The following is an 18112-nucleotide window of genomic DNA, read 5'->3' on the forward strand; positions in this document are numbered from 1 at the left end:
GCACCAGCCGGTCACCTGCCGCTCACCCGACACACCCCTGGCCGTGGCCGTCCCCTCACCCGGGGTGCGGACGCTGGAGTCGTGCGAGTCGCCATCGTGACGGAGTCCTTCCTCCCCTACCTCAACGGCGTGACGACCAGCGTCTGCCGGGTGGTCGAGTGCCTGCGCGACGGCGGCCACGAGGTGGTCGTCATCGCCCCCCGTCCCGCCCCCACGAGCTACGCCGGGTATGCCGTGCACGGCCTCGCGTCCGTGCCGGTGCGCCAGTTCCCGGTCGGCCTCCCGCTGGGTGGCGAGGTGGAGACCCTGCTGCGCGGCTTCGCGCCCGACGTGGTGCACGTGGCCTCACCCTTCGTCCTCGGCGCCAGCGCCTTGTCGGCCGCCGACCGCCTCGGCCTCCCCACCGTCGCGGTCTACCAGACCGACATGCCGAGCTACATCCGCCAGCACGGTCCCGGCGCGGTGGGCCGCGGGGCGGCCCGGGCGGCCTGGCGGTGGATCCGTCGCATGCACGAGCTGGCCGACCTCACCCTGGCCCCGTCGTCCGCGACGCTGGCCGAGCTGCGCGCCCACGACATCCCCCGCGTCACCCTCTGGGCCAGGGGGGTCGACGCCGTGCAGTTCCACCCCGGGTGGCGGCTCGACGCGGGCACCGCTGCCCTGCGCCGCTCGCTGGCCCCGCACGGCGAGGTCCTCGTCGGCTACGTCGGGCGGCTCGCCCCCGAGAAGGAGCTGCAGCGACTCACCAGCCTCGCGGGACTGGCCGGCGTGCGCGTGGTGCTCGTCGGCGACGGACCCACCCGCGTCCAGGACGGCGCCGCGCTCACCGCGGCCGGTGTCGACACCGTCTTCCTCGGCCGGCGCGAGGGCGACGACCTCGCCCGGGCGTATGCCGCGTTCGACCTCTTCGTGCACACCGGCACCCGGGAGACCTTCGGCCAGACCCTCCAGGAGGCCGCCGCGACCGGGCTGCCGGTCGTGGCACCCGGCCGCGGTGGCCCGCTCGACCTCGTCGACCACTCCCGCACCGGACTGCTCTTCGACCCCGACGACCCGACGGCGCTGCGCGACGCGGTCGCCCACCTCGCCGGCGACCGGGTCAAGCGCGAGGCGATGGGTGCCGCCGGGCGGGTGCAGGTGACCGGCCGGTCGTGGGCCACCCTCACCGACCAGCTGCTCGGGCACTACGCCGATGCCCAGCGGTCCCGGACGCTCGTCGGGTAGGCAGTCCGTCAGACGCCGTCAGGACTGGACGCGGTGCGGGCTTGACTTGCAGCGCGCTCGAAGCGGAACGGTCGTTCGCACCAGAGCGAACAGGAGCGCACCATGAAGTACCGCACGATCGGCACCCAGCCCGCCCGCCAGCGCGAGGTGAGCGTGCTCGCCCTCGGCGCCATGTGGTTCGGCACCGCCACGGACGAGCCGACCGCCTACGCCCTGCTGGACCGGTTCGCAGAGGCCGGGGGCACCTTCGTCGACACCTCCAACAACTACGCCTTCTGGGCCAACGGGACCCAGGGTGGCGAGAGCGAGGCGCTGCTCGGCCGCTGGTTGGCCAGCAGCGGCAAGCGCGACAGCATGGTCGTCGCCACCAAGGTCGGGGCCCGCCCGCTGGCACCGGCCCGCGACTTCCGCAGCATCGAGGGGTTGTCCCCCGCCGTGGTCCGGGAGCAGGTGGACCGCAGCCGGGACCGGCTCGGGATCGAGCAGATCGACCTCTACTACGCGCACCTGCGCGACCCCGGCACGCCGCTGGCCGACCAGGTCGACGGGCTCGCCGGCCTGGTCGAGGACGGCGCGGTCGGCATGCTCGGCGCCAGCAACTTCTGGGCGTGGGAGCTGGAGCGCTCGCGGAGCCTTGCGGGCGGTCGGCCGTCCTACGACGTCGTGCAGTTCCAGCACTCCTACCTGCGGCCGCGCACCGACCAGCCCGGGCTCGCGTCGCCCGAGGGCACCGTCGGCGTCGCGGACGGTGCGGTGCTGAGCTGGCTCGCCGACGACCCGAGCCTGAGCCTGGTGGCCTACTCGCCGCTGCTCAAGGGGGCCTACACCCGTGCCGACAAGCCCCTTCCGGAGTCGTTCGACCACCCGGGCACGCCCGCCAGGCTCGCGGTGCTGGACGAGGTGGCCAGGCAGACCGGGGCGACCCGGAACCAGGTGGTGCTCGCGTGGATGCTCGGTGCACCCGTGCCCGCCATCCCGCTGGTCGGCGCCTCGGCGGTGGCCCAGCTCGACGAGAGCATCGAGGCAGTCGACCTCGAGCTCACGGCGGAGCAGCAGGCCATGCTCGACGGCGAGCGCGAGCGGGTCTGGTGACCACTCCGCCGTGAACCGGCGTCGCGCCGGCGCCGGGTCACGCCGGGCGACGGTCACGTCTTCAGTGGCAGGTGTCGGCCTCGCCGAGGTAGACCGCGATCTTGCGCTCGATGGCGGCCAGGTGCCGGGCCTCCGCCTCGAGGCGCGCGCGGACTGCGTCGCGATGGCGACAGAGGATCTCCAGGCGCTCGGCCTCGTTGCCCTCCCCGGCGCGCACCAGCTGGGCGTAGCGACGGACGTCCCGGATCGGCATGCCCGTGGTGCGCAGCCGGGTGATCAGCTCGATCCAGCCCAGGTCACCCTCGCGGTAGCGGCGGTGCCCGCTGGTGGATCGCGGCACGTCGAGCATCAGCCCGTCCCGCTCGTAGTAACGCAGCGTGTGGGCGGTGAGCCCGGTCCGCTCGGCCGTCTCGGCGATGGTCAGCTCCGTGGTCAGCTCCATGGTCCCAGCGTGGGGGTTGGAGTGTGCTCGAAGTCAAGCCCCGGAGCAGCGCGGCCCACACGTCGGCAAGGACCGGGCCACCGGCCACCACGCGGCATACCGACTGGTAACCCGGCCTGTCTGCTTTCTCACAGCAGGGGCGTTCACGGTGCACGCTGCCGGGCCGATAACCTGACGGGCGTACTACGGCCCTCGACGCTGGACGACGACTGCCGTGACATCTGCTTCGAAAGGGACGCGCAGTGGCGCAGGCAGCCAACGGGACCCTCTACCGCGGCCGCGAAGGCATGTGGTCGTGGGTGGCCCACCGCATCAGCGGCGTACTCCTCTTCCTCTTCCTCTTCGCGCACGTGCTCGACACTGCGCTGGTGCGGGTCTCCCCCGACGCCTACAACGAGGTGATGGAGGCCTACAAGAACCCCATCGTCGGGCTCGGTGAGGCCGGCCTCGTCGCCGCGGTGATCTTCCACGCGCTCAACGGCCTGCGCATCATCGCCGTCGACTTCTGGGCCAAGGGCCCGAAGTACCAGCGACAGCTCTTCTGGGCGGTCGTCATCGGCTTCGTCGTGCTCTTCGCGCCCTTCGCGATCCGGCACCTGACCATCGTGTTCACGCGCTGAGAGGCCGGGGGAAGTCATGAGCGCCACCACCGAGACCAACTACCACGCCGGCCCCGACGCCGTCTCCAAGAAGAAGTCCCGCTACCGCCGGGTCTCCAAGGGCCGCGGCAACTTCGAGCTCTGGTCGTGGGTGTTCATGCGGGCCAGCGGCGTGCTGCTGCTCGTCCTCGTCTTCGGCCACCTGTTCGTCAACCTCATGCTCGGCGAGGGCATCCACGGCATCGACTTCGCGTTCGTCGCCGGCAAGTGGAGCAGCCCCTTCTGGCAGACCTGGGACATGTTGATGCTCTGGCTGGCCGAGCTGCACGGGTTCAACGGGGTCCGCACGATCATCAACGACTACACCGAGAAGGACCGCACCCGGTGGATCCTCAAGGGTCTGCTGGTGGCAAGCGCGCTGCTCGTCATGGTGCTCGGCACCCTGGTCATCTTCACCTTCGACCCGTGCCTCGACCCGTCCTCCACCCTCTCCGTGTGCGCACGATGACCACGGACGACCCAGGAACCCGAAGGAACCAGCACTGATGCAGACGCACAAGTACGACGTGGTCATCGTCGGCGCGGGCGGCGCAGGCATGCGCGCCGCGCTGGAGTCGAGCACCCGCACCCGCACGGCGGTGCTGACCAAGCTCTACCCGACCCGCTCCCACACCGGCGCGGCGCAGGGCGGCATGTGCGCCGCCCTCGCCAACGTCGAGGAGGACAACTGGGAGTGGCACACCTTCGACACCGTCAAGGGTGGCGACTACCTCGTCGACCAGGACGCAGCCGAGATCATGTGCCGCGAGGCGATCGACGCGGTCATCGACCTCGAGAAGATGGGCCTGCCGTTCAACCGCACGCCCGAGGGCAAGATCGACCAGCGCCGCTTCGGCGGGCACACGCGCAACCACGGTGAGGCCGCCGTCCGCCGGTCCTGCTTCGCGGCCGACCGCACGGGTCACATGATCCTGCAGACGCTCTACCAGAACTGCGTGAAGCAGGGCGTGGAGTTCTACAACGAGTTCTACGTCCTCGACCTGCTGATGAACACCGGCCCCGACGGCGTCGAGCACACCGCGGGCGTCGTCGCCTACGAGCTGGCCACCGGCGAGCTGCACGTGTTCCAGGCCAAGTCGGTCGTCTTCGCGACGGGCGGCACGGGCAAGGTCTTCAAGACCACCTCGAACGCCCACACCCTCACCGGCGACGGCATGGGCGTGGCCTTCCGCCGCGGCATCCCGTTGGAGGACATGGAGTTCTTCCAGTTCCACCCGACCGGCCTGGCCGGTCTCGGCATCCTGCTGTCCGAGGCGGCCCGCGGTGAGGGCGGCATCCTCCGCAACGCCGACGGCGAGCGCTTCATGGAGCGCTACGCCCCCACCATCAAGGACCTCGCCCCCCGCGACATCGTCGCCCGGTCGATGGCCAACGAGGTCCGCGAGGGTCGCGGCGCCGGTCCCAACAAGGACTACGTGCTGCTCGACCTGACCCACCTCGAGCCGGCCCACATCGACGCCAAGCTGCCCGACATCACCGAGTTCGCGCGCACCTACCTCGGCGTCGAGCCCTACACCGAGCCGGTGCCGGTCTACCCGACCGCGCACTACGCGATGGGTGGCGTGCCGACCAACGTCGAGACCGAGGTGCTGCGCAACAACACCGACATCGTCCCCGGCCTCTTCGCCGCCGGCGAGGTCGCCTGCGTCTCCGTGCACGGGTCCAACCGCCTCGGCACCAACAGCCTGCTGGACATCAACGTCTTCGGGCGCCGGGCCGGCATCGCCGCCGCGGAGTATGCCGCGAACGCACCGTTCGTGGACCTGCCCGCCAACCCGGCCGCGCTCGTCGAGGGCATGGTCGAGACCATCCGCACCCGCGACAGCGGCGAGCGCGTCGCCGACCTGCGCCGCGCCCTGCAGGAGACCATGGACCGCAACGTCCAGGTGTTCCGCACCGAGGCCTCGATGAAGGAGGCCCTCGGCGTCATCGACGAGCTCAAGGAGCGCTACGCCGCCGTCGTCGTGCAGGACAAGGGCAAGCGCTACAACACCGACCTGCTCGAGGCCGTCGAGCTCGGTTTCCTCATCGAGCTGGCCGAGGTGATCACGCTGGGTGCGCTGGCTCGCAAGGAGTCGCGCGGCGGACACTTCCGGGAGGACTACGAGGCCCGCGACGACGTGAACTTCATGCGCCACACGATGGCCTACCGCGCGCCGGTCACCGACGTCGAGCAGGGCCCGAAGTTCGCCGACGAGGTCCGCCTGGACTACAAGCCAGTGACCGTCACCCGCTACCAGCCGATGGAGCGCAAGTACTGATGACCGCGACTGCCGAGAAGACCGACCAGACCGGCGGCCAGGACTCCCCCAAGGCCGGGGTGGTCCCGTCCTTCACCGTCACGCTCAAGATCTCGCGGTTCGACCCCGAGACCGACAGCGAGCAGCACTGGGAGACCTACGAGGTCACCGCGCACGCCACCGACCGCGTGCTCGACGCGCTGCACCAGATCAAGTGGGACCAGGACGGCTCCCTGTCGTTCCGCCGGTCCTGCGCCCACGGCGTCTGCGGGTCGGACGCCATGCGGATCAACGGCAAGAACCGGCTCGCCTGCAAGACGCTGATCAAGGACGTCAACCCAGACAAGCCGATCACCGTCGAGCCGATCAAGGGCCTTCCCGTCGAGAAGGACCTGATCGTCGACATGGAGCCGTTCTTCGACGCCTACCGCGAGGTCATGCCGTTCCTCATCACCGAGGGCAACGAGCCGACCCGTGAGCGGATCCAGAGCCAGGCCGACCGAGACCGGTTCGACGACACGACCAAGTGCATCCTCTGCGCGGCCTGCACGACGAGCTGCCCGGTCTTCTGGAACGACGGCCAGTACTTCGGTCCCGCGGCGATCGTCAACGCCCACCGGTTCATCTTCGACAGCCGCGACGACGGCGGCACGCAGCGCCTGGAGATCCTCAACGACAAGGAGGGGGTGTGGCGCTGCCGCACCACCTTCAACTGCACCGACGCGTGCCCTCGTGGCATCGAGGTGACGAAGGCGATCCAGGAAGTGAAGCGCGCGCTCCTGACCTCGCGTTTCTGACCTCTTGGCCCTCGTGACAGCGTCGTCGCGCGCACTCCTCGCACTCCTGGTCGCGACGAGCGCGCTGGCGCCCGCTGCTGCCCACGCGGCGACGACACCGAAGCCGACACCGACGGCGACGACCAAGACGCTGCCGGTGCCGCGGGCGACGGTGGAGCCGCTGTTGTCGATCGGGGGGCCGCAGCTGGCCTCGATGGGGGTCGTCACCGACCTCCCCGCCGGGGTGCCTGCTCCACCGCCGCTCAAGGACGTGTCGTGGGTGCTGGCCGACCTCGACTCGGGCGAGGTCATCGCCGCGAAGGCGGCCCACGCCCGCCTGTTGCCGGCGAGCACGCTGAAGACGCTCACCGCCCTCACGCTGATCCCCGAGGTCCCTGCCACCCGCAGGATCGTCGCAACGCAGCAGGACGCGAACGCGGACGGCACCCGGGTCGGCATCGTCCCCGGGCTCCCCTACACGGGACGCCAGCTGTTCCAGGGCTTGCTGATGTCGTCGGGCAACGACGCCGCCTACGCGCTGGCCGAGGCCGGCGGCGGACGCGAGGCGACGCTGGCCGCGATGAACGAGCACGCGGCATACCTCGGGGCGCACGACACGGTCGCGAAGGACCCGTCGGGGCTGGACGCACCGGGGCAGACCTCGAGTGCGTACGACCTTGCCCTGATCGGCCGGGCTGCGTTGGGGCTGAAGGACTTCCGCACCTACGTCGCAACCAAGCAGGTCGACTTCCCGGGTCGGGTCGACCCCAGGACCAAGAAGCGCGCGAGCTTCAAGATCCAGAACCACAACAAGCTCCTCTACAACTACGAGGGCACCATCGGGATCAAGAACGGCTACACCGAGAAGGCCAACCGCACCTTCATCTCGGCCGTGACCCGTGGTGGGAAGACCTACCTGCTGAGCGAGATGTACGGGCTGGACTCGTCGTGGCGCCCGCAGGCGGCGATGTACGACTGGGCCTTCGCCTACGGCGACCGTGCGGGGTCCGTCGGTGAGCTCGTGCAGCCCGGCACCGTCACGACGCCGCCCAGCCCGCTGCCGAGCAACTCCGACAGCCTCGCCCCCGCTTCCCCCACGGCCCCGGCGACCGGTGCCGCCGCCAGGGCTGCCGCCGTCCCGGAGGCCGGAGCCGGGTTCTGGCCGAGCAGCCGGCTGGGCCAAGCCGGCCTGGTCGGTGCGGTCGTCGTGCTGCTGGCCCTCGCTCTCGCGGTCCGGGCCCGGCGCCAGGTCGTGCGAGCGCGCGCCGGCCGGCACCGCTGAGCCGGCCGGCAGCGCTGAGCCTCACCTACGGCGCAGCAGGCTCCGTATGCCGCGGCCGATGGTGCCGAGGGCGACCGCGCCCACCGCGCCGAGCACCGCTCCCGCTGCGACGCTGGTGCGGTCGGCGGCGCGCTGGCCGAAGGTGGGCAGGCCCGCGTCGGTGCGCTGGCGGATCGTGACGAGGGCCTCGCTGTCCGGGCCCTCGACGAGCTTGTCGACCTGCCCCGCGGTCAGGCCGGAGGCGGCGGCGCCCGTGTCGAGGTCGTTGGCCGCCCAGGCCGCGGAGATGAGGATGACCCGCGACATGAAGTTGAGCCACACGAGCAGGCCGACGACCAGGGCGAACCCGAGGTAGAGCTTGTTGTTCGTGGTGCTCGAGAGGAGGAGGGCGCCGAAGGTCTTGAGCACGGTCAGCCCCACCCCACCGAAGATCGCGCCGTTGCGGACGGCCCGCCAGGGCAGCGGGAGCCCCGACAGGATGCGCAGCATGACGGCCACGATCGCGCCGTCGAGGACGACACCGACGACGAAGGCGACGACGCCGAGCACCCACTCCTGGCCGCCGAGACCGACCAGGTCGGCCACCCAGGTGGCGGTGGATCCGGCGACGGCGCCGACTGCCGCCGAGAGCAGGATCGCCACACCCAGCAGCAGGAGCACCCCGAGGTCACGGAGCTTGGCCAGCACGGCGTTGCCCGGCGAGCCCTCCACGCCGAAGATGGCTCGGATGCCCTCACGCATCGCCCCCAGCCAGCCGGTGCCGGCGAGCACGAGGCCGACGACCGAGATGACACCCTGCACCGACAGCGCGGCGCCCGTCGGCGCGCTGACGTCGATGACGCCGTTGGGCTGGCTGGGCGTCTTGACGAAGCCCGGCAGCAGGTTGTTGATGGCGTCCTTGGTGTCAGCGAGCAGCTGCGGCTGGCTGCGCAGCAGGATCCCGAACACCGTGAAGGCCAGCAGCACCGCGGGGAAGACCGAGAAGAAGGCGAAGTAGCCGACGCCACCCGCGATGAGGTTGCCCCGGTGGTCGCTGTACCGCTTCCACGCCCGCCAGGCGGGGGTCGCCTGGATGCGCGCCCACCAGCCCCTGAGGGTCTGCACCCTCAGGCCCCGTCCAGCTCGAACGACCGGACCGGGCGCCAGACGCCGTCGGTCCCGTGCTCGTAGAGGTGGAAGTCCGTCACCTCGAAGGTGCACTCGAAGTCGGCCAGCTCGTGGAAGGCGCGGTCGAGGTTGTCGTCGGAGACGTGGTGGGCCACCGTCACGTGCGGGTGGTAGTAGAAGTCGAGCTTGCGCTTGAGCGGCCCGCGCCGCACCGACTTCTCCAGCAGCTCGCAGTCGGCCAGCCCACCGGAGACCTGGACGAACACCACCGGCGAGATGGGCCGGAACGTGCCGGTGCCCCGCAGCACCATCGGGAACGAGCGGCCTTGGGCGGCGACGTCGGCCAGGTGCTCGACCACGTCTGACAGGTCGTCGCCCTCCACCTCGGTCGGCGGCAGCAGGGTGACGTGGGTGGGGATCGAGTCGGCCAGGGGGTCGCCGAAGGAGGCACGCTTGGACTGGAGCATCTCCGCGTGGGGGGACGGGATGGCGATGGACACACCGATGGTGGGCACGACGGCGACCCTACCCAACGCCGTTCTGGACCAAGCTCTGTGGGCGCACTGTCGGCTCAGCGGGCACTGGGCAGCAGTCCCGCGGCGTCGCGCACGCGGGCCATCGTGGCCCGGGCGACCTCGCGCGCGCGGTCGGCGCCGTCGGCTAGGATCCGGTCGAGCTCGGCCGGGTCGTCGAGCAGCTCGGCCAGCCGCTCCTGGAACGGGGTGAGGCACTCGACCACGACGTCGGCCACCTCCTTCTTGAAGTCGCCGTACCCACGACCCGCGAAGGACGCCGCGACCTCCTCGACCGGGGTGCCGGACAGCACCGAGTGGATGACGAGCAGGTTGGAGATGCCCGGCTGGTGCTCGGGGTCGTAGCGCACCTCGCCGTCTGTGTCGGTGACGGCCGAGCGGATGTTCTTGGCGATCTTGGCCGGGTCCTGCATCAGGTCGATCAGGCCCTTGGGCGAGGACCCGGTCTTGCTCATCTTCGAAGTCGGGTCCTGGAGGTCCATGATCTTGGCCGAGCCCTTGACGATGTACGCGTCCGGCACGACGAGGGTCTCGCCGAAGCGGGTGTTGAACCGCTCGGCCAGGTCGCGGGTGATCTCCAGGTGCTGGCGCTGGTCCTCGCCCACCGGCACGTAGGCCGCGTCGTACATGAGGATGTCGGCGGCCATCAGCATCGGGTAGGTGAGCAGCCCGACGTTGGCGTTCTGGCCCTTGGCGACCTTGTCCTTGAACTGGGTCATCCGCCGCGCTTCACCGTCACCGGTCAGGCAGTTCATCACCCAGCCCAGCTCGGCGTGCTCGGTGACGTGGCTCTGGCAGAACACCGCAGACCGCTTGGGGTCGACGCCGCCGGCGATGAACTGGGCTGCCGTCGCGCGGGTGCGGTGGCGCAGCACCGCCGGGTCGGTCGGGACCGTCAGGGCGTGCAGGTCGGCCACGAAGTAGAAGGCGTCGAACTCGTCCTGCAGCTTCACCCAGTTGACCAGCGCCCCGAGGTAGTTGCCGAGGTGCAGGGAGTCGCTGGTCGGCTGCATCCCGGACAGGGTCCGGGGCAGCGCAGCGGGAGCGGACGCTTCAGGCATGGCCGCCATTCTGTCAGGTCAGGTGCAGGAGGAAACCTCGGGCGGGTGAGAGCACCGGCAGCGCCAGGCCGACCTGTCCGAGCGCGGCTCCGCTGACCCGGATGCCCGAGTCCAGTGCGTCGTCCCACCAGCCCGGGCCGCGCACCTGGATCCCCGCGGGCAGGCCCGCCTCGGGGCGGACCCGGACCGTGTAGGTGCGCTCCGGGTCGAGCCCGGGGAGGGTGAGGAGTCCGGGCGTCACCGACGGACCCGTGTGGGTCCGCAGCACCGTGTATGCCGCCTGCTCGCCGCCCGGCGCGACGGTGCCGGTCACGAGCAGCCCCCGCTCCTCGGGGAGGTCGGCGCGCACGAGGTCGCCCGTGTGCACCAGGGGGCGGAGCTCGCGGTAGAGCCCCGACCAGGCGGCCAGGGCGGTCAGCTCGTCGGGGGTGCACCCGGTGATGTCCCACTCCAGCCCTGCGTGACCCTGGAGCGCCACGAGCATCCGGAAGGACAGGTCGAGGGTGCGGTGGGTGGTGTGTGCGGTCGCCGGGCCGATGTGGGTGCCCATCACCTCGGCCGGCACCAGCAGCGAGGTCCAGCGCTGGATCTGCGCTCGCTCGAGCGCGTCGTTGCAGTCGCTGGTCCAGATCCGGTCGGTGCGCGCCAGGACGCCGAGGTCGACCCGCGCTCCCCCGCTGGAGCAGGACTCGATCTCCAGGGCGGGGTGAGCCGCCCGGAGCCGGTCGAGGAGGGCGTAGAAGCCGGTCGTCTGGGCGTGCACGGCCGGTCGGTCGACGCCGTCGGGGCCGGTGCGCACCGCCTCGTGCAGGTCGCGGTTGTGGTCCCACTTGATGAAGTCGATGCCGAGCTCGGTGACCAGCGCGCTGATCTGCTGCTCGACGTGGGCGGCCGCGTCGGGGTTGGCGAGGTCGAGGACGTGCTGCTGCCGGGACGGACGCGGAGGTCCCGCCTGCGGTCCGAGGACCCAGTCGGGGTGGGCCCGCACCAGGTCGGAGTCGAGGTTGACCATCTCGGGCTCGAACCACAGCCCGAACTCCATGCCGTGGCCCTTGACGTGCTCGACGAGCGGCCCGAGCCCCTGCGGCCACGCGTCGGTGGACACCACCCAGTCACCCAACCCGCTGGTGTCGTCGCGGCGGCTGCCGAACCAGCCGTCGTCCAGGACGAACCGCTCGACCCCGATCGCGGCGGCGGTGTCGGCGAGCTGCTTCAGCCGGTCGAGGTCGTGGTCGAAGTAGACCGCCTCCCAGGTGTTGAGGACGAGGGGCCGCGGGTCGTTGCTGTGCGGCGCAGTGCTGCGCTGGCTGCGGTGCAGCCGGCGGGACAGGCCGTCGAGGCCGTCGGTGGCGTGCACGAACACGACGTCGGGCGCCGTGTAGGTCTCCCCCGGCGCGAGCCGGACCTCGCCGGGCTCGAGCAGCTCACCACCGCCGAGCACCGCCGCGTGGATGCCGGCGCCCTCGGGGAGTCGCTCGGTGAGGTGCTCGTGGTTGCCACTCCACGCGACGTGGACCGACCAGACCTCACCCGTGCGGAAGCCGAAGCCGGCCGTGCCGACGGTCAGCAGCAGGGTCGCGTCGTGGCCGGTGCGACCACGCCGCGAGGCGCGCAGGTGGGTGCCGTCCTGGAGAACCGAGCGCTGCGGCGACCGCTCGCGGCACCAGCGGCCGGTCAGGTCGAGCACCTCGGTGGCCCGCGCAGGGAGCGGGAGCAGCGCCCGCAGCGCGCCGACGTCGAGGGGCGTCGCGGCGTCGCTGCCGGTGTTGGTCACCGAGCTCGAGACCCGGAGCACGCCGTGCTCGTCGAGGGAGTGCCGCAGCACGACCTCGGACGCGCCGTCGGCCGCGGTGGTGACCAGGGCACGCTCACCGTCCAGCTCCGAGGTGACCACCCACCGCGGGGCGGTCGCGCCACCGGCTCGGTGCGCGGCATACCCGGGGGTGCCCAGCCAGCCGTCACCGCTGGTGGGCAGGACGGTCAGCGGCCAGGGCTCGTCCAGGGCGTTGTTGGCCACGGGGCCGACCACGAGGGCGGGGAGCTCGGCGACCACGGCGTCGGTGAGGTCGGCGCCCCAGTGCACCACCCTCGGGAGCCCTGCCCCCGAGGTGTCGAGGACGAGGCAGGTACCAGCGGACCGGAGGGTTGCGGTCGGCGACGTCATCCCTTGGTTGCTCCCAGGGTCAGGCCTGCGACGAACTGCTTCTGCAGGAGGAAGAAGACGATCAGGGTGGGCAAGGCTATGACCACGGAGCCGGCGGCCACCAGGTTGTTGTCGGTGAAGAACTGGCCCCGCAGGTTGTTGATCGAGCTGGTGACGGGGTACTTGTCGCCCGACTGGAGCAGCACGGTCGCCCAGAAGAACTCGTTGTAGATCCAGGTCACCTCGAGGGTGGCCAGAGCGGCGAGCGGGGGGCGGCACAGCGGGAGGGTGAGCTGGAAGAACTGGCGGAGCACGCCCGCGCCGTCGACGACGGCCGACTCGTAGAGCTCGCGGGGCAGCGTCTTCATGTAGTTGGACAGCACGAACGTGCAGAAGCCGGTCTGGAACGCCACGTTGACGAGGATCAGGCCCCAGTAGGAGTTGAGCAGCGTGCCCGAGTCGCTGAACCAGAACGGCACCTCGATGGCGCGGAACATCCGGTAGACCGGGATCAGCAGCGCCTGGGGCGGCAGGAGGTTCGCCGCCGTGAACAACCCGAGCAGGGCCAGGTTGAACTTGAAGGAGAACCGCGCGACGACGAACGCCACGCAGGCCGACAGGAAGAGCGTCAGCACCACGGCGGGGACCGTGATGTAGGCCGAGTTGAGCATCGTGTGGGAGAAGTTCGCCTGCTCCCACGCGTTCTTGTAGTTGGCCAGGGTGAACCCGCCGAACGACAGGTAGCCGTGCTGCGACGTGTAGGCGTAGTCGCGGAAGCTGTTGAGGACGGCGTAGGCGACCGGGAAGATCCACACGAGCGCCACGACGGCCAGGAAGACCTGGATGCCGCGGTTGCCCTTCTTGGACCCGGCGCCCTGGGGACGCTTGGGGCTCAACGGGTTCCGGCTCCTCGGCGCAGCCACCTGGGGCGCCTCGCTGCTGGCGGTCATCGCTGCTCCCTCATGACGATCCGTAGGTAGATGACGATGAAGATCGAGGAGATGACGAGCATGAAGGTGGCCAGTGCCGACCCGAAGCCGATCCGGCTGGCCTCTCCCACGATGTTGCTCGTCACCAGGGTCGAGATCAGCTCGAGGCCGTTGCGCCCCTTGTTGATGACCCAGACCAGGTCGAAGGCCCGCAGCGACTCGATGACGGTGACGACGAGCACGATGATGTTGATCGGGAACATCACCGGGAAGACGACCTTGAAGAACGTCGTCCGCTCGTTGGCCCCGTCGACCTTGGCCGCCTCGCGCAGCGTCGGGTCGACGCCCTTCAGGCCGGCCAGGTAGAGCAGCATGATGTAGCCGACGTGTCGCCAGCTCGACGCCAGCAGGGCCGCCCAGAGGTTGTATCGGGTGTCGCCGTACCAGTCGATCGAGCCACCGGTGACCTGGTTGATGAAGCCCTGGTCGCGGCTGTAGATGAGCTGCCAGATGAACCCGACGAGGGCCAGCGACAGCACGACCGGGAGGTAGATCGCGGTCTGGTAGACCCGCGAGCCGCGCACCTCCCGGTCGAGCAGGATGGCGAGGAACATGCCGATCGGGGTGGCGATGAAGAACATCACCGCCAGCCAGATCAGGTTGTGCTGGAGAGCCGGCACGAACGGCGGGTAGATCGTCAGGACGTCCTTGTAGTTCTGGAGCCCCACGACCTTGGCCGAGGAGATCGGGCCGATCCCGTCCCAGTTGGTGAAGGAGAGCAGGACCGACCCGACCGCCGGGACGACGACGAGCCACAGCACGAGCAGCGTCGGGACGCCGATCATCACCGAGACGACGACCCGGTCCACGGGGGACAGGTGGTCGATGCCCTTGTACTTCGAGCGCTTCAGCTTGGCGGGCTTGGGCCCGGCGGGCTTCGGCGTGGTGCGATCTGGCGTGGTGCTTGTCGACACGGTGACTCCTCGAGGCGTCGTCGCGGGTGGTCAGCTCGCGAAGATGCTCTTCTTCTGCTTCTCGATGCTGTTGACGAGTCCGTCGATGTCCTTCGGGTTCTTGAGGAAGGACTGGATGGCCGGGATCATCACCGTCGAGGCGAAGTCCGGCCGGGTGTCGCGGTCCATGAACTGGGCGATCGACTTGGCCTGCGAGACGAACTCCACCGACTTCTTCTGCAGCGACGTGTAGGCCGCCTTGTCGGCCTGGTCGTTCGTCGCGATGACGCTCGGGTCGGCCTTGACGACGATGTTCTGCGCCGCGGCGGAGCCCACGTAGCCGAGCAGCTTCTTGGCCCCGGCCTCGTTCTTGGGCCGCTTGGCCATCATGTAGCCGTCGATGGGCGCCTCGATGGCGTCGGCGCCGATGGTGGAGTCGATCTCGGGGAAGTTGAAGAAGGTGAGGTCCTCCTGCTCCGCCCCCTTGGCGAACTGCTGGGCGACGAAGGACCCGAGCAGGTAGGTGCCGGCCTTCTTCTGCTGGAGCGTCTGGGCGGCCTCCTGCCAGGTGCGTCCGAGCGAGTCGGGCTGGTGGAACTCGAGCAGCCCGGCCCAGGTGTCGAAGACAGCCTTGACCTTGTCGCTGTTCCAGGCTTCCTTGCCGGCCATCAGGTTGACGTGGAAGTCGTAACCGTTGACCCGCAGGTTGAGCTGGTCGAAGGTGCCCATGGCGGGCCAGCCGTCCTTGTCGCCGAAGGCGATCGGGACCAGGCCGTCCTTCTTCATCTGCGTGCCGAGGGTCTTGAACTCGTCGAGCGTCTTGGGCTCGGCGTAGCCGTGCTTCTCGAACACGCTCTTGCGGTAGAACATCGCCCACGGGTAGTAGGTCGACGGCACGAAGTACTGCTTGCCGTCGTCACCCGTCGAGGACTTCTTGAGCGCGTCGGACATCCCGGCGCCGGACAGGTCCTTCCAGACGTCGGAGACGTCACCCGCGAGGCCCTTGGAGGCGAAGAACCGCATCCGGTAGCCCGCGAACCACATCCACACGTCGTCGGGCGAGCCCTGGAGGTAGTTGTTGATGTTCTCCTGGAAGGAGTTGTGGTCGATCGTGTTGACCTTGGCCGTGAGGCCGGCGTTGGCCTTCTGGAAGGCGTCCATGACGGCCTGGATCGCGGCCTTCGGGACGGCGTCCGACTGGTTGGAGCCGACCGTCACGGTGCCGGTGGCGGCGCCACCGGAGCCACCGCTGCCGCCGCCGCCACAGGCGGACAGCAGCGTGGGGGCTGCGAGCAGGGTGCCGGCGCCGAGGGCGCCGCGCAGGAGGGTCCGACGGCTCACACCGCGGACGGAGGCAGGGACGAGGCTGGCAAGGTACTCGGCCTCGGAGGCGGGGCGGGACATGCGGTCTCCTTTGAACGCTGATAGCACCGGCGTGGTGAGGTCGCTGATCTCGACAGATTCGATCAAAAACCACCAACAAGAAACGAGGATGACCGCCGGGGGGACTGCTGTCAAGCGTTTCGCGTGAACGGTCTTCCATCGTGATCTGTTTCAGGATCCGCTCAACAGCAACGGCATCCGCGCACGCACACGCCTCGCGACGCGCCTTCGAACTATCTCGACGTCAACATGTTGATTTTTGTTGACATGGCTTCCTGAGCAGCGCAACACTGTCGCCCATGCGTCAGTGGCCGACAGACCGGATCGCCTTCGGAGGCGACTACAACCCCGAGCAGTGGCCCCGCGAGGTGTGGGCCGAGGACATGGAGCTCATGCGGGAGTCCGGCGTCTCGTTCGTGACACTCGGCGTCTTCTCGTGGTCCTGGCTCGAGCCCGCCAAGGGCGAGTACGACTTCGGCTGGCTCGACGACATCATGGGCCTGCTCCACGAGAACGACATCGCGGTCGACCTCGCCACCGCGACCGCCACCCCTCCCCCCTGGCTGTCCGCGGCGCACCCCGAGATCCTGCCCGTCGACCACGAGGGCCGGACGTTGTGGCCGGGCAGCCGGCAGGCCTGGTGCCCCAGCTCACACATCTACCGCGACCACGCCCTGGCGCTGACCGCCCAGCTGGCCCAGCGCTACCACGACCACCCCGCGCTCGCCCTGTGGCACGTCTCGAACGAGTACGCCTGCCACAACATCCCGTGCTACTGCGACACCTGTGCCGCCGGGTTCCGGGTCTGGCTGGAGCGCCGCTACGGCGAGCTCGACCGCCTCAACGACGCCTGGGGCACCGCCTTCTGGAGCCAGCGCTACACCGACTGGGAGCAGGTCCTGCCCCCGCGGCTCACCACGACCTTCGCCAACCCGACCCACGAGCTCGACTACAAGCGCTTCCAGTCGGCCACCCTGCTGGACTTCCACCGCAGCGAGAAGGCGGTCCTCAACGACCTCTCCCCCGGGGTGCCGGTGACGACGAACTTCATGACGCTCGCGCACTTCGACCACCTCGACTACCACCAGTGGGCGCCCGACCAGGACGTCGTGAGCACCGACCACTACGTCGTGGCCACCCTCGAGCACCCCCGGGCCGAGCTCGCCTTCAGCGGCGACCTCACCCGTGGCCTCGCCGGCGGCGCGCCCTGGCTGCTGATGGAGCACTCCACGAGCGCGGTGAACTGGCAGCCGGTCAACCCCGCGAAGGACCCCGGCCAGACCGTGCGCGACAGCATCGCGCACGTGGCGCGCGGCGCCGACACCATCGGCTTCTTCCAGTGGCGGCAGTCCCGCTCCGGGTCCGAGAAGTTCCACTCCGCGCTCGTCCCCCACGCGGGCCGCGACAGCGCGCGGTTCCGCGAGGTCTGCCAGCTCGGCGCCCTGGCCGGCCGGCTCGGGGCACTCAAGGGCTCCCGGGTCGAGGCCGAGGTCGCGATCCTGTGGGACTACCAGGCCCAGTGGGCCGCGCACGGTCCCGCCATGCCGTCCAGCGAGCTGCGCTACCCCACGACGGCGCACGCGATCCACCGCGTGCTGCGAGACCAGGGCATCACGGCCGACGTGGTGCACCCGAGTGCCGACCTCACGGCATACCGGGTCGTCGTGGTCCCCACCCTGTACCTGGTGACCGACGAGCACGCGGCGGCGATCGCGGCGGCCGCCGCGGCCGGCGCCCAGGTGCTCGTCACCTTCTTCTCCGGCATCGCCACCGAGGACGACCACGTGCGGCTCGGCGGCTACCCCGGCGCCTTCCGTGACCTGCTCGGCGTGCGCGTCGAGGAGTTCTTCCCCCTCATGCCCGGTGAGACCGTCGCGCTCGCCGAGGGAGGCGCGGGTCGGCTCTGGAGCGAGGACGTCACCGCCGTCGACAGCGAGGTGCTCGACCGGTATGCCGCCGGCCCCCTGGCCGGGCGACCGAGCCTGACCCGCCGCGCCACCGGAGCGGGCGCCGCGTGGTACCTCAGCACGCTCCCGGACGACGTCTCGTTGGCGGCGGTCCTCGACCGGGTGACCGGGGCGGGCGGGGTCTCCCCGGTCGCCGACGTCCCGCCGGGCGTCGAGGCCACCCGCCGCCGGGGCCCCGAGGGTTCGTGGCTGTTCCTGCTCAACGACACGGACCAGCCCCAAGAGGTGCCGGCGACCGGCCATGATGTGGTGGGTGATGGCCCCGTGGGCCCGACCGTCACCCTCCTGCCGGGTGGCGTCGCCGTCGTCAGGGAGGACTGA

16 protein-coding genes are annotated in these 18112 nt (G+C 70.3%); 8 read left to right on the top strand and 8 right to left on the bottom strand.

All coding sequences use genetic code 11. The annotated features are described in order from the left end of the window. The first annotated feature begins 81 nt into the window (after positions 1–81). Together ASG91_RS12400 and ASG91_RS12405 are read left to right on the top strand one after the other, a co-directional pair. The gene (locus ASG91_RS12400; RefSeq protein WP_056922941.1) at positions 82–1224 is read left to right on the top strand and encodes a glycosyltransferase family 1 protein; all 1143 of its coding nucleotides are present in this window, start codon (positions 82–84) and stop codon (positions 1222–1224) included. Positions 1225–1326: 102 nt separating this feature from the next. Next, positions 1327–2316 (top strand): aldo/keto reductase, encoded by a 990-nt coding sequence (locus tag ASG91_RS12405; RefSeq protein ID WP_056922942.1) that lies wholly within the window; start codon positions 1327–1329, stop codon positions 2314–2316. 61 nt (positions 2317–2377) lie between these two features. Here the strand turns inward: ASG91_RS12405 and ASG91_RS12410 are convergent, their stop codons facing one another. After that, a complete protein-coding gene (locus ASG91_RS12410) occupies positions 2378–2758 on the bottom strand; it encodes a MerR family transcriptional regulator (RefSeq protein WP_056922943.1) in 381 nt (126 codons plus the stop codon). A 242-nt stretch (positions 2759–3000) separates the two neighbouring features. Between ASG91_RS12410 and sdhC the strand changes: the two genes are divergently transcribed. The 5 genes from sdhC to ASG91_RS12435 are packed head-to-tail and all read left to right on the top strand — an operon-like array spanning position 3001 to position 7715. Next, positions 3001–3378 carry a succinate dehydrogenase, cytochrome b556 subunit gene (gene sdhC / locus ASG91_RS12415; RefSeq protein ID WP_082594142.1) on the top strand — a complete coding sequence of 126 codons (378 nt, stop codon included), beginning with the start codon at positions 3001–3003 and terminating at the stop codon, positions 3376–3378. Between the two features lie 16 nt (positions 3379–3394). Then, positions 3395–3865: a succinate dehydrogenase hydrophobic membrane anchor subunit gene (locus ASG91_RS12420; protein ID WP_056922944.1), complete on the top strand. Its 471-nt coding sequence runs from the start codon at positions 3395–3397 to the stop codon at positions 3863–3865. Positions 3866–3902: 37 nt separating this feature from the next. Continuing rightward, the gene (gene sdhA, locus ASG91_RS12425; RefSeq protein ID WP_056922945.1) at positions 3903–5678 is read left to right on the top strand and encodes a succinate dehydrogenase flavoprotein subunit; all 1776 of its coding nucleotides are present in this window, start codon (positions 3903–3905) and stop codon (positions 5676–5678) included. Further along, the gene (locus tag ASG91_RS12430) at positions 5678–6454 is read left to right on the top strand and encodes a succinate dehydrogenase iron-sulfur subunit (RefSeq protein ID WP_157606331.1); all 777 of its coding nucleotides are present in this window, start codon (positions 5678–5680) and stop codon (positions 6452–6454) included. The genes sdhA and ASG91_RS12430 overlap by 1 nt, the downstream gene beginning before the upstream one ends. A gap of 13 nt (positions 6455–6467) precedes the next feature. Further along, positions 6468–7715, top strand: coding sequence for a D-alanyl-D-alanine carboxypeptidase family protein (locus ASG91_RS12435; RefSeq protein WP_056922947.1), 1248 nt, complete (start codon positions 6468–6470; stop codon positions 7713–7715). A gap of 21 nt (positions 7716–7736) precedes the next feature. On the opposite strand, the gene ASG91_RS12440 is transcribed toward ASG91_RS12435, so the two are convergent. The 7 genes from ASG91_RS12440 to ASG91_RS12470 are packed head-to-tail and all read right to left on the bottom strand — an operon-like array spanning position 7737 to position 15845. Continuing rightward, positions 7737–8819, bottom strand: coding sequence for a YihY/virulence factor BrkB family protein (locus ASG91_RS12440; RefSeq protein WP_056922948.1), 1083 nt, complete (start codon positions 8817–8819; stop codon positions 7737–7739). Positions 8820–8821: 2 nt separating this feature from the next. Next, positions 8822–9337: a 2'-5' RNA ligase family protein gene (locus ASG91_RS12445; protein WP_056922949.1), complete on the bottom strand. Its 516-nt coding sequence runs from the start codon at positions 9335–9337 to the stop codon at positions 8822–8824. 56 nt (positions 9338–9393) lie between these two features. Then, complete coding sequence (gene trpS / locus ASG91_RS12450; RefSeq protein WP_056923239.1) at positions 9394–10416, bottom strand: tryptophan--tRNA ligase; 1023 nt, start codon at positions 10414–10416, stop codon at positions 9394–9396. Between the two features lie 13 nt (positions 10417–10429). Beyond that, entirely contained in the window at positions 10430–12580 is a 2151-nt protein-coding gene (locus tag ASG91_RS12455) for an alpha-galactosidase (RefSeq protein ID WP_056922950.1), read from the bottom strand. Next, a complete protein-coding gene (locus ASG91_RS12460) occupies positions 12577–13509 on the bottom strand; it encodes a carbohydrate ABC transporter permease (RefSeq protein ID WP_082592350.1) in 933 nt (310 codons plus the stop codon). The genes ASG91_RS12455 and ASG91_RS12460 overlap by 4 nt, the downstream gene beginning before the upstream one ends. After that, entirely contained in the window at positions 13506–14462 is a 957-nt protein-coding gene (locus ASG91_RS12465; RefSeq protein ID WP_235543414.1) for a carbohydrate ABC transporter permease, read from the bottom strand. The genes ASG91_RS12460 and ASG91_RS12465 overlap by 4 nt, the downstream gene beginning before the upstream one ends. 30 nt (positions 14463–14492) lie before the next feature. After that, entirely contained in the window at positions 14493–15845 is a 1353-nt protein-coding gene (locus ASG91_RS12470) for an ABC transporter substrate-binding protein (RefSeq protein WP_056922951.1), read from the bottom strand. Positions 15846–16123: 278 nt separating this feature from the next. Between ASG91_RS12470 and ASG91_RS12475 the strand changes: the two genes are divergently transcribed. Further along, positions 16124–18112: a beta-galactosidase gene (locus ASG91_RS12475; protein ID WP_056922952.1), complete on the top strand. Its 1989-nt coding sequence runs from the start codon at positions 16124–16126 to the stop codon at positions 18110–18112.

This window comes from Phycicoccus sp. Soil802 (assembly GCF_001429605.1).
Lineage (GTDB): Bacteria > Actinomycetota > Actinomycetes > Actinomycetales > Dermatophilaceae > Pedococcus.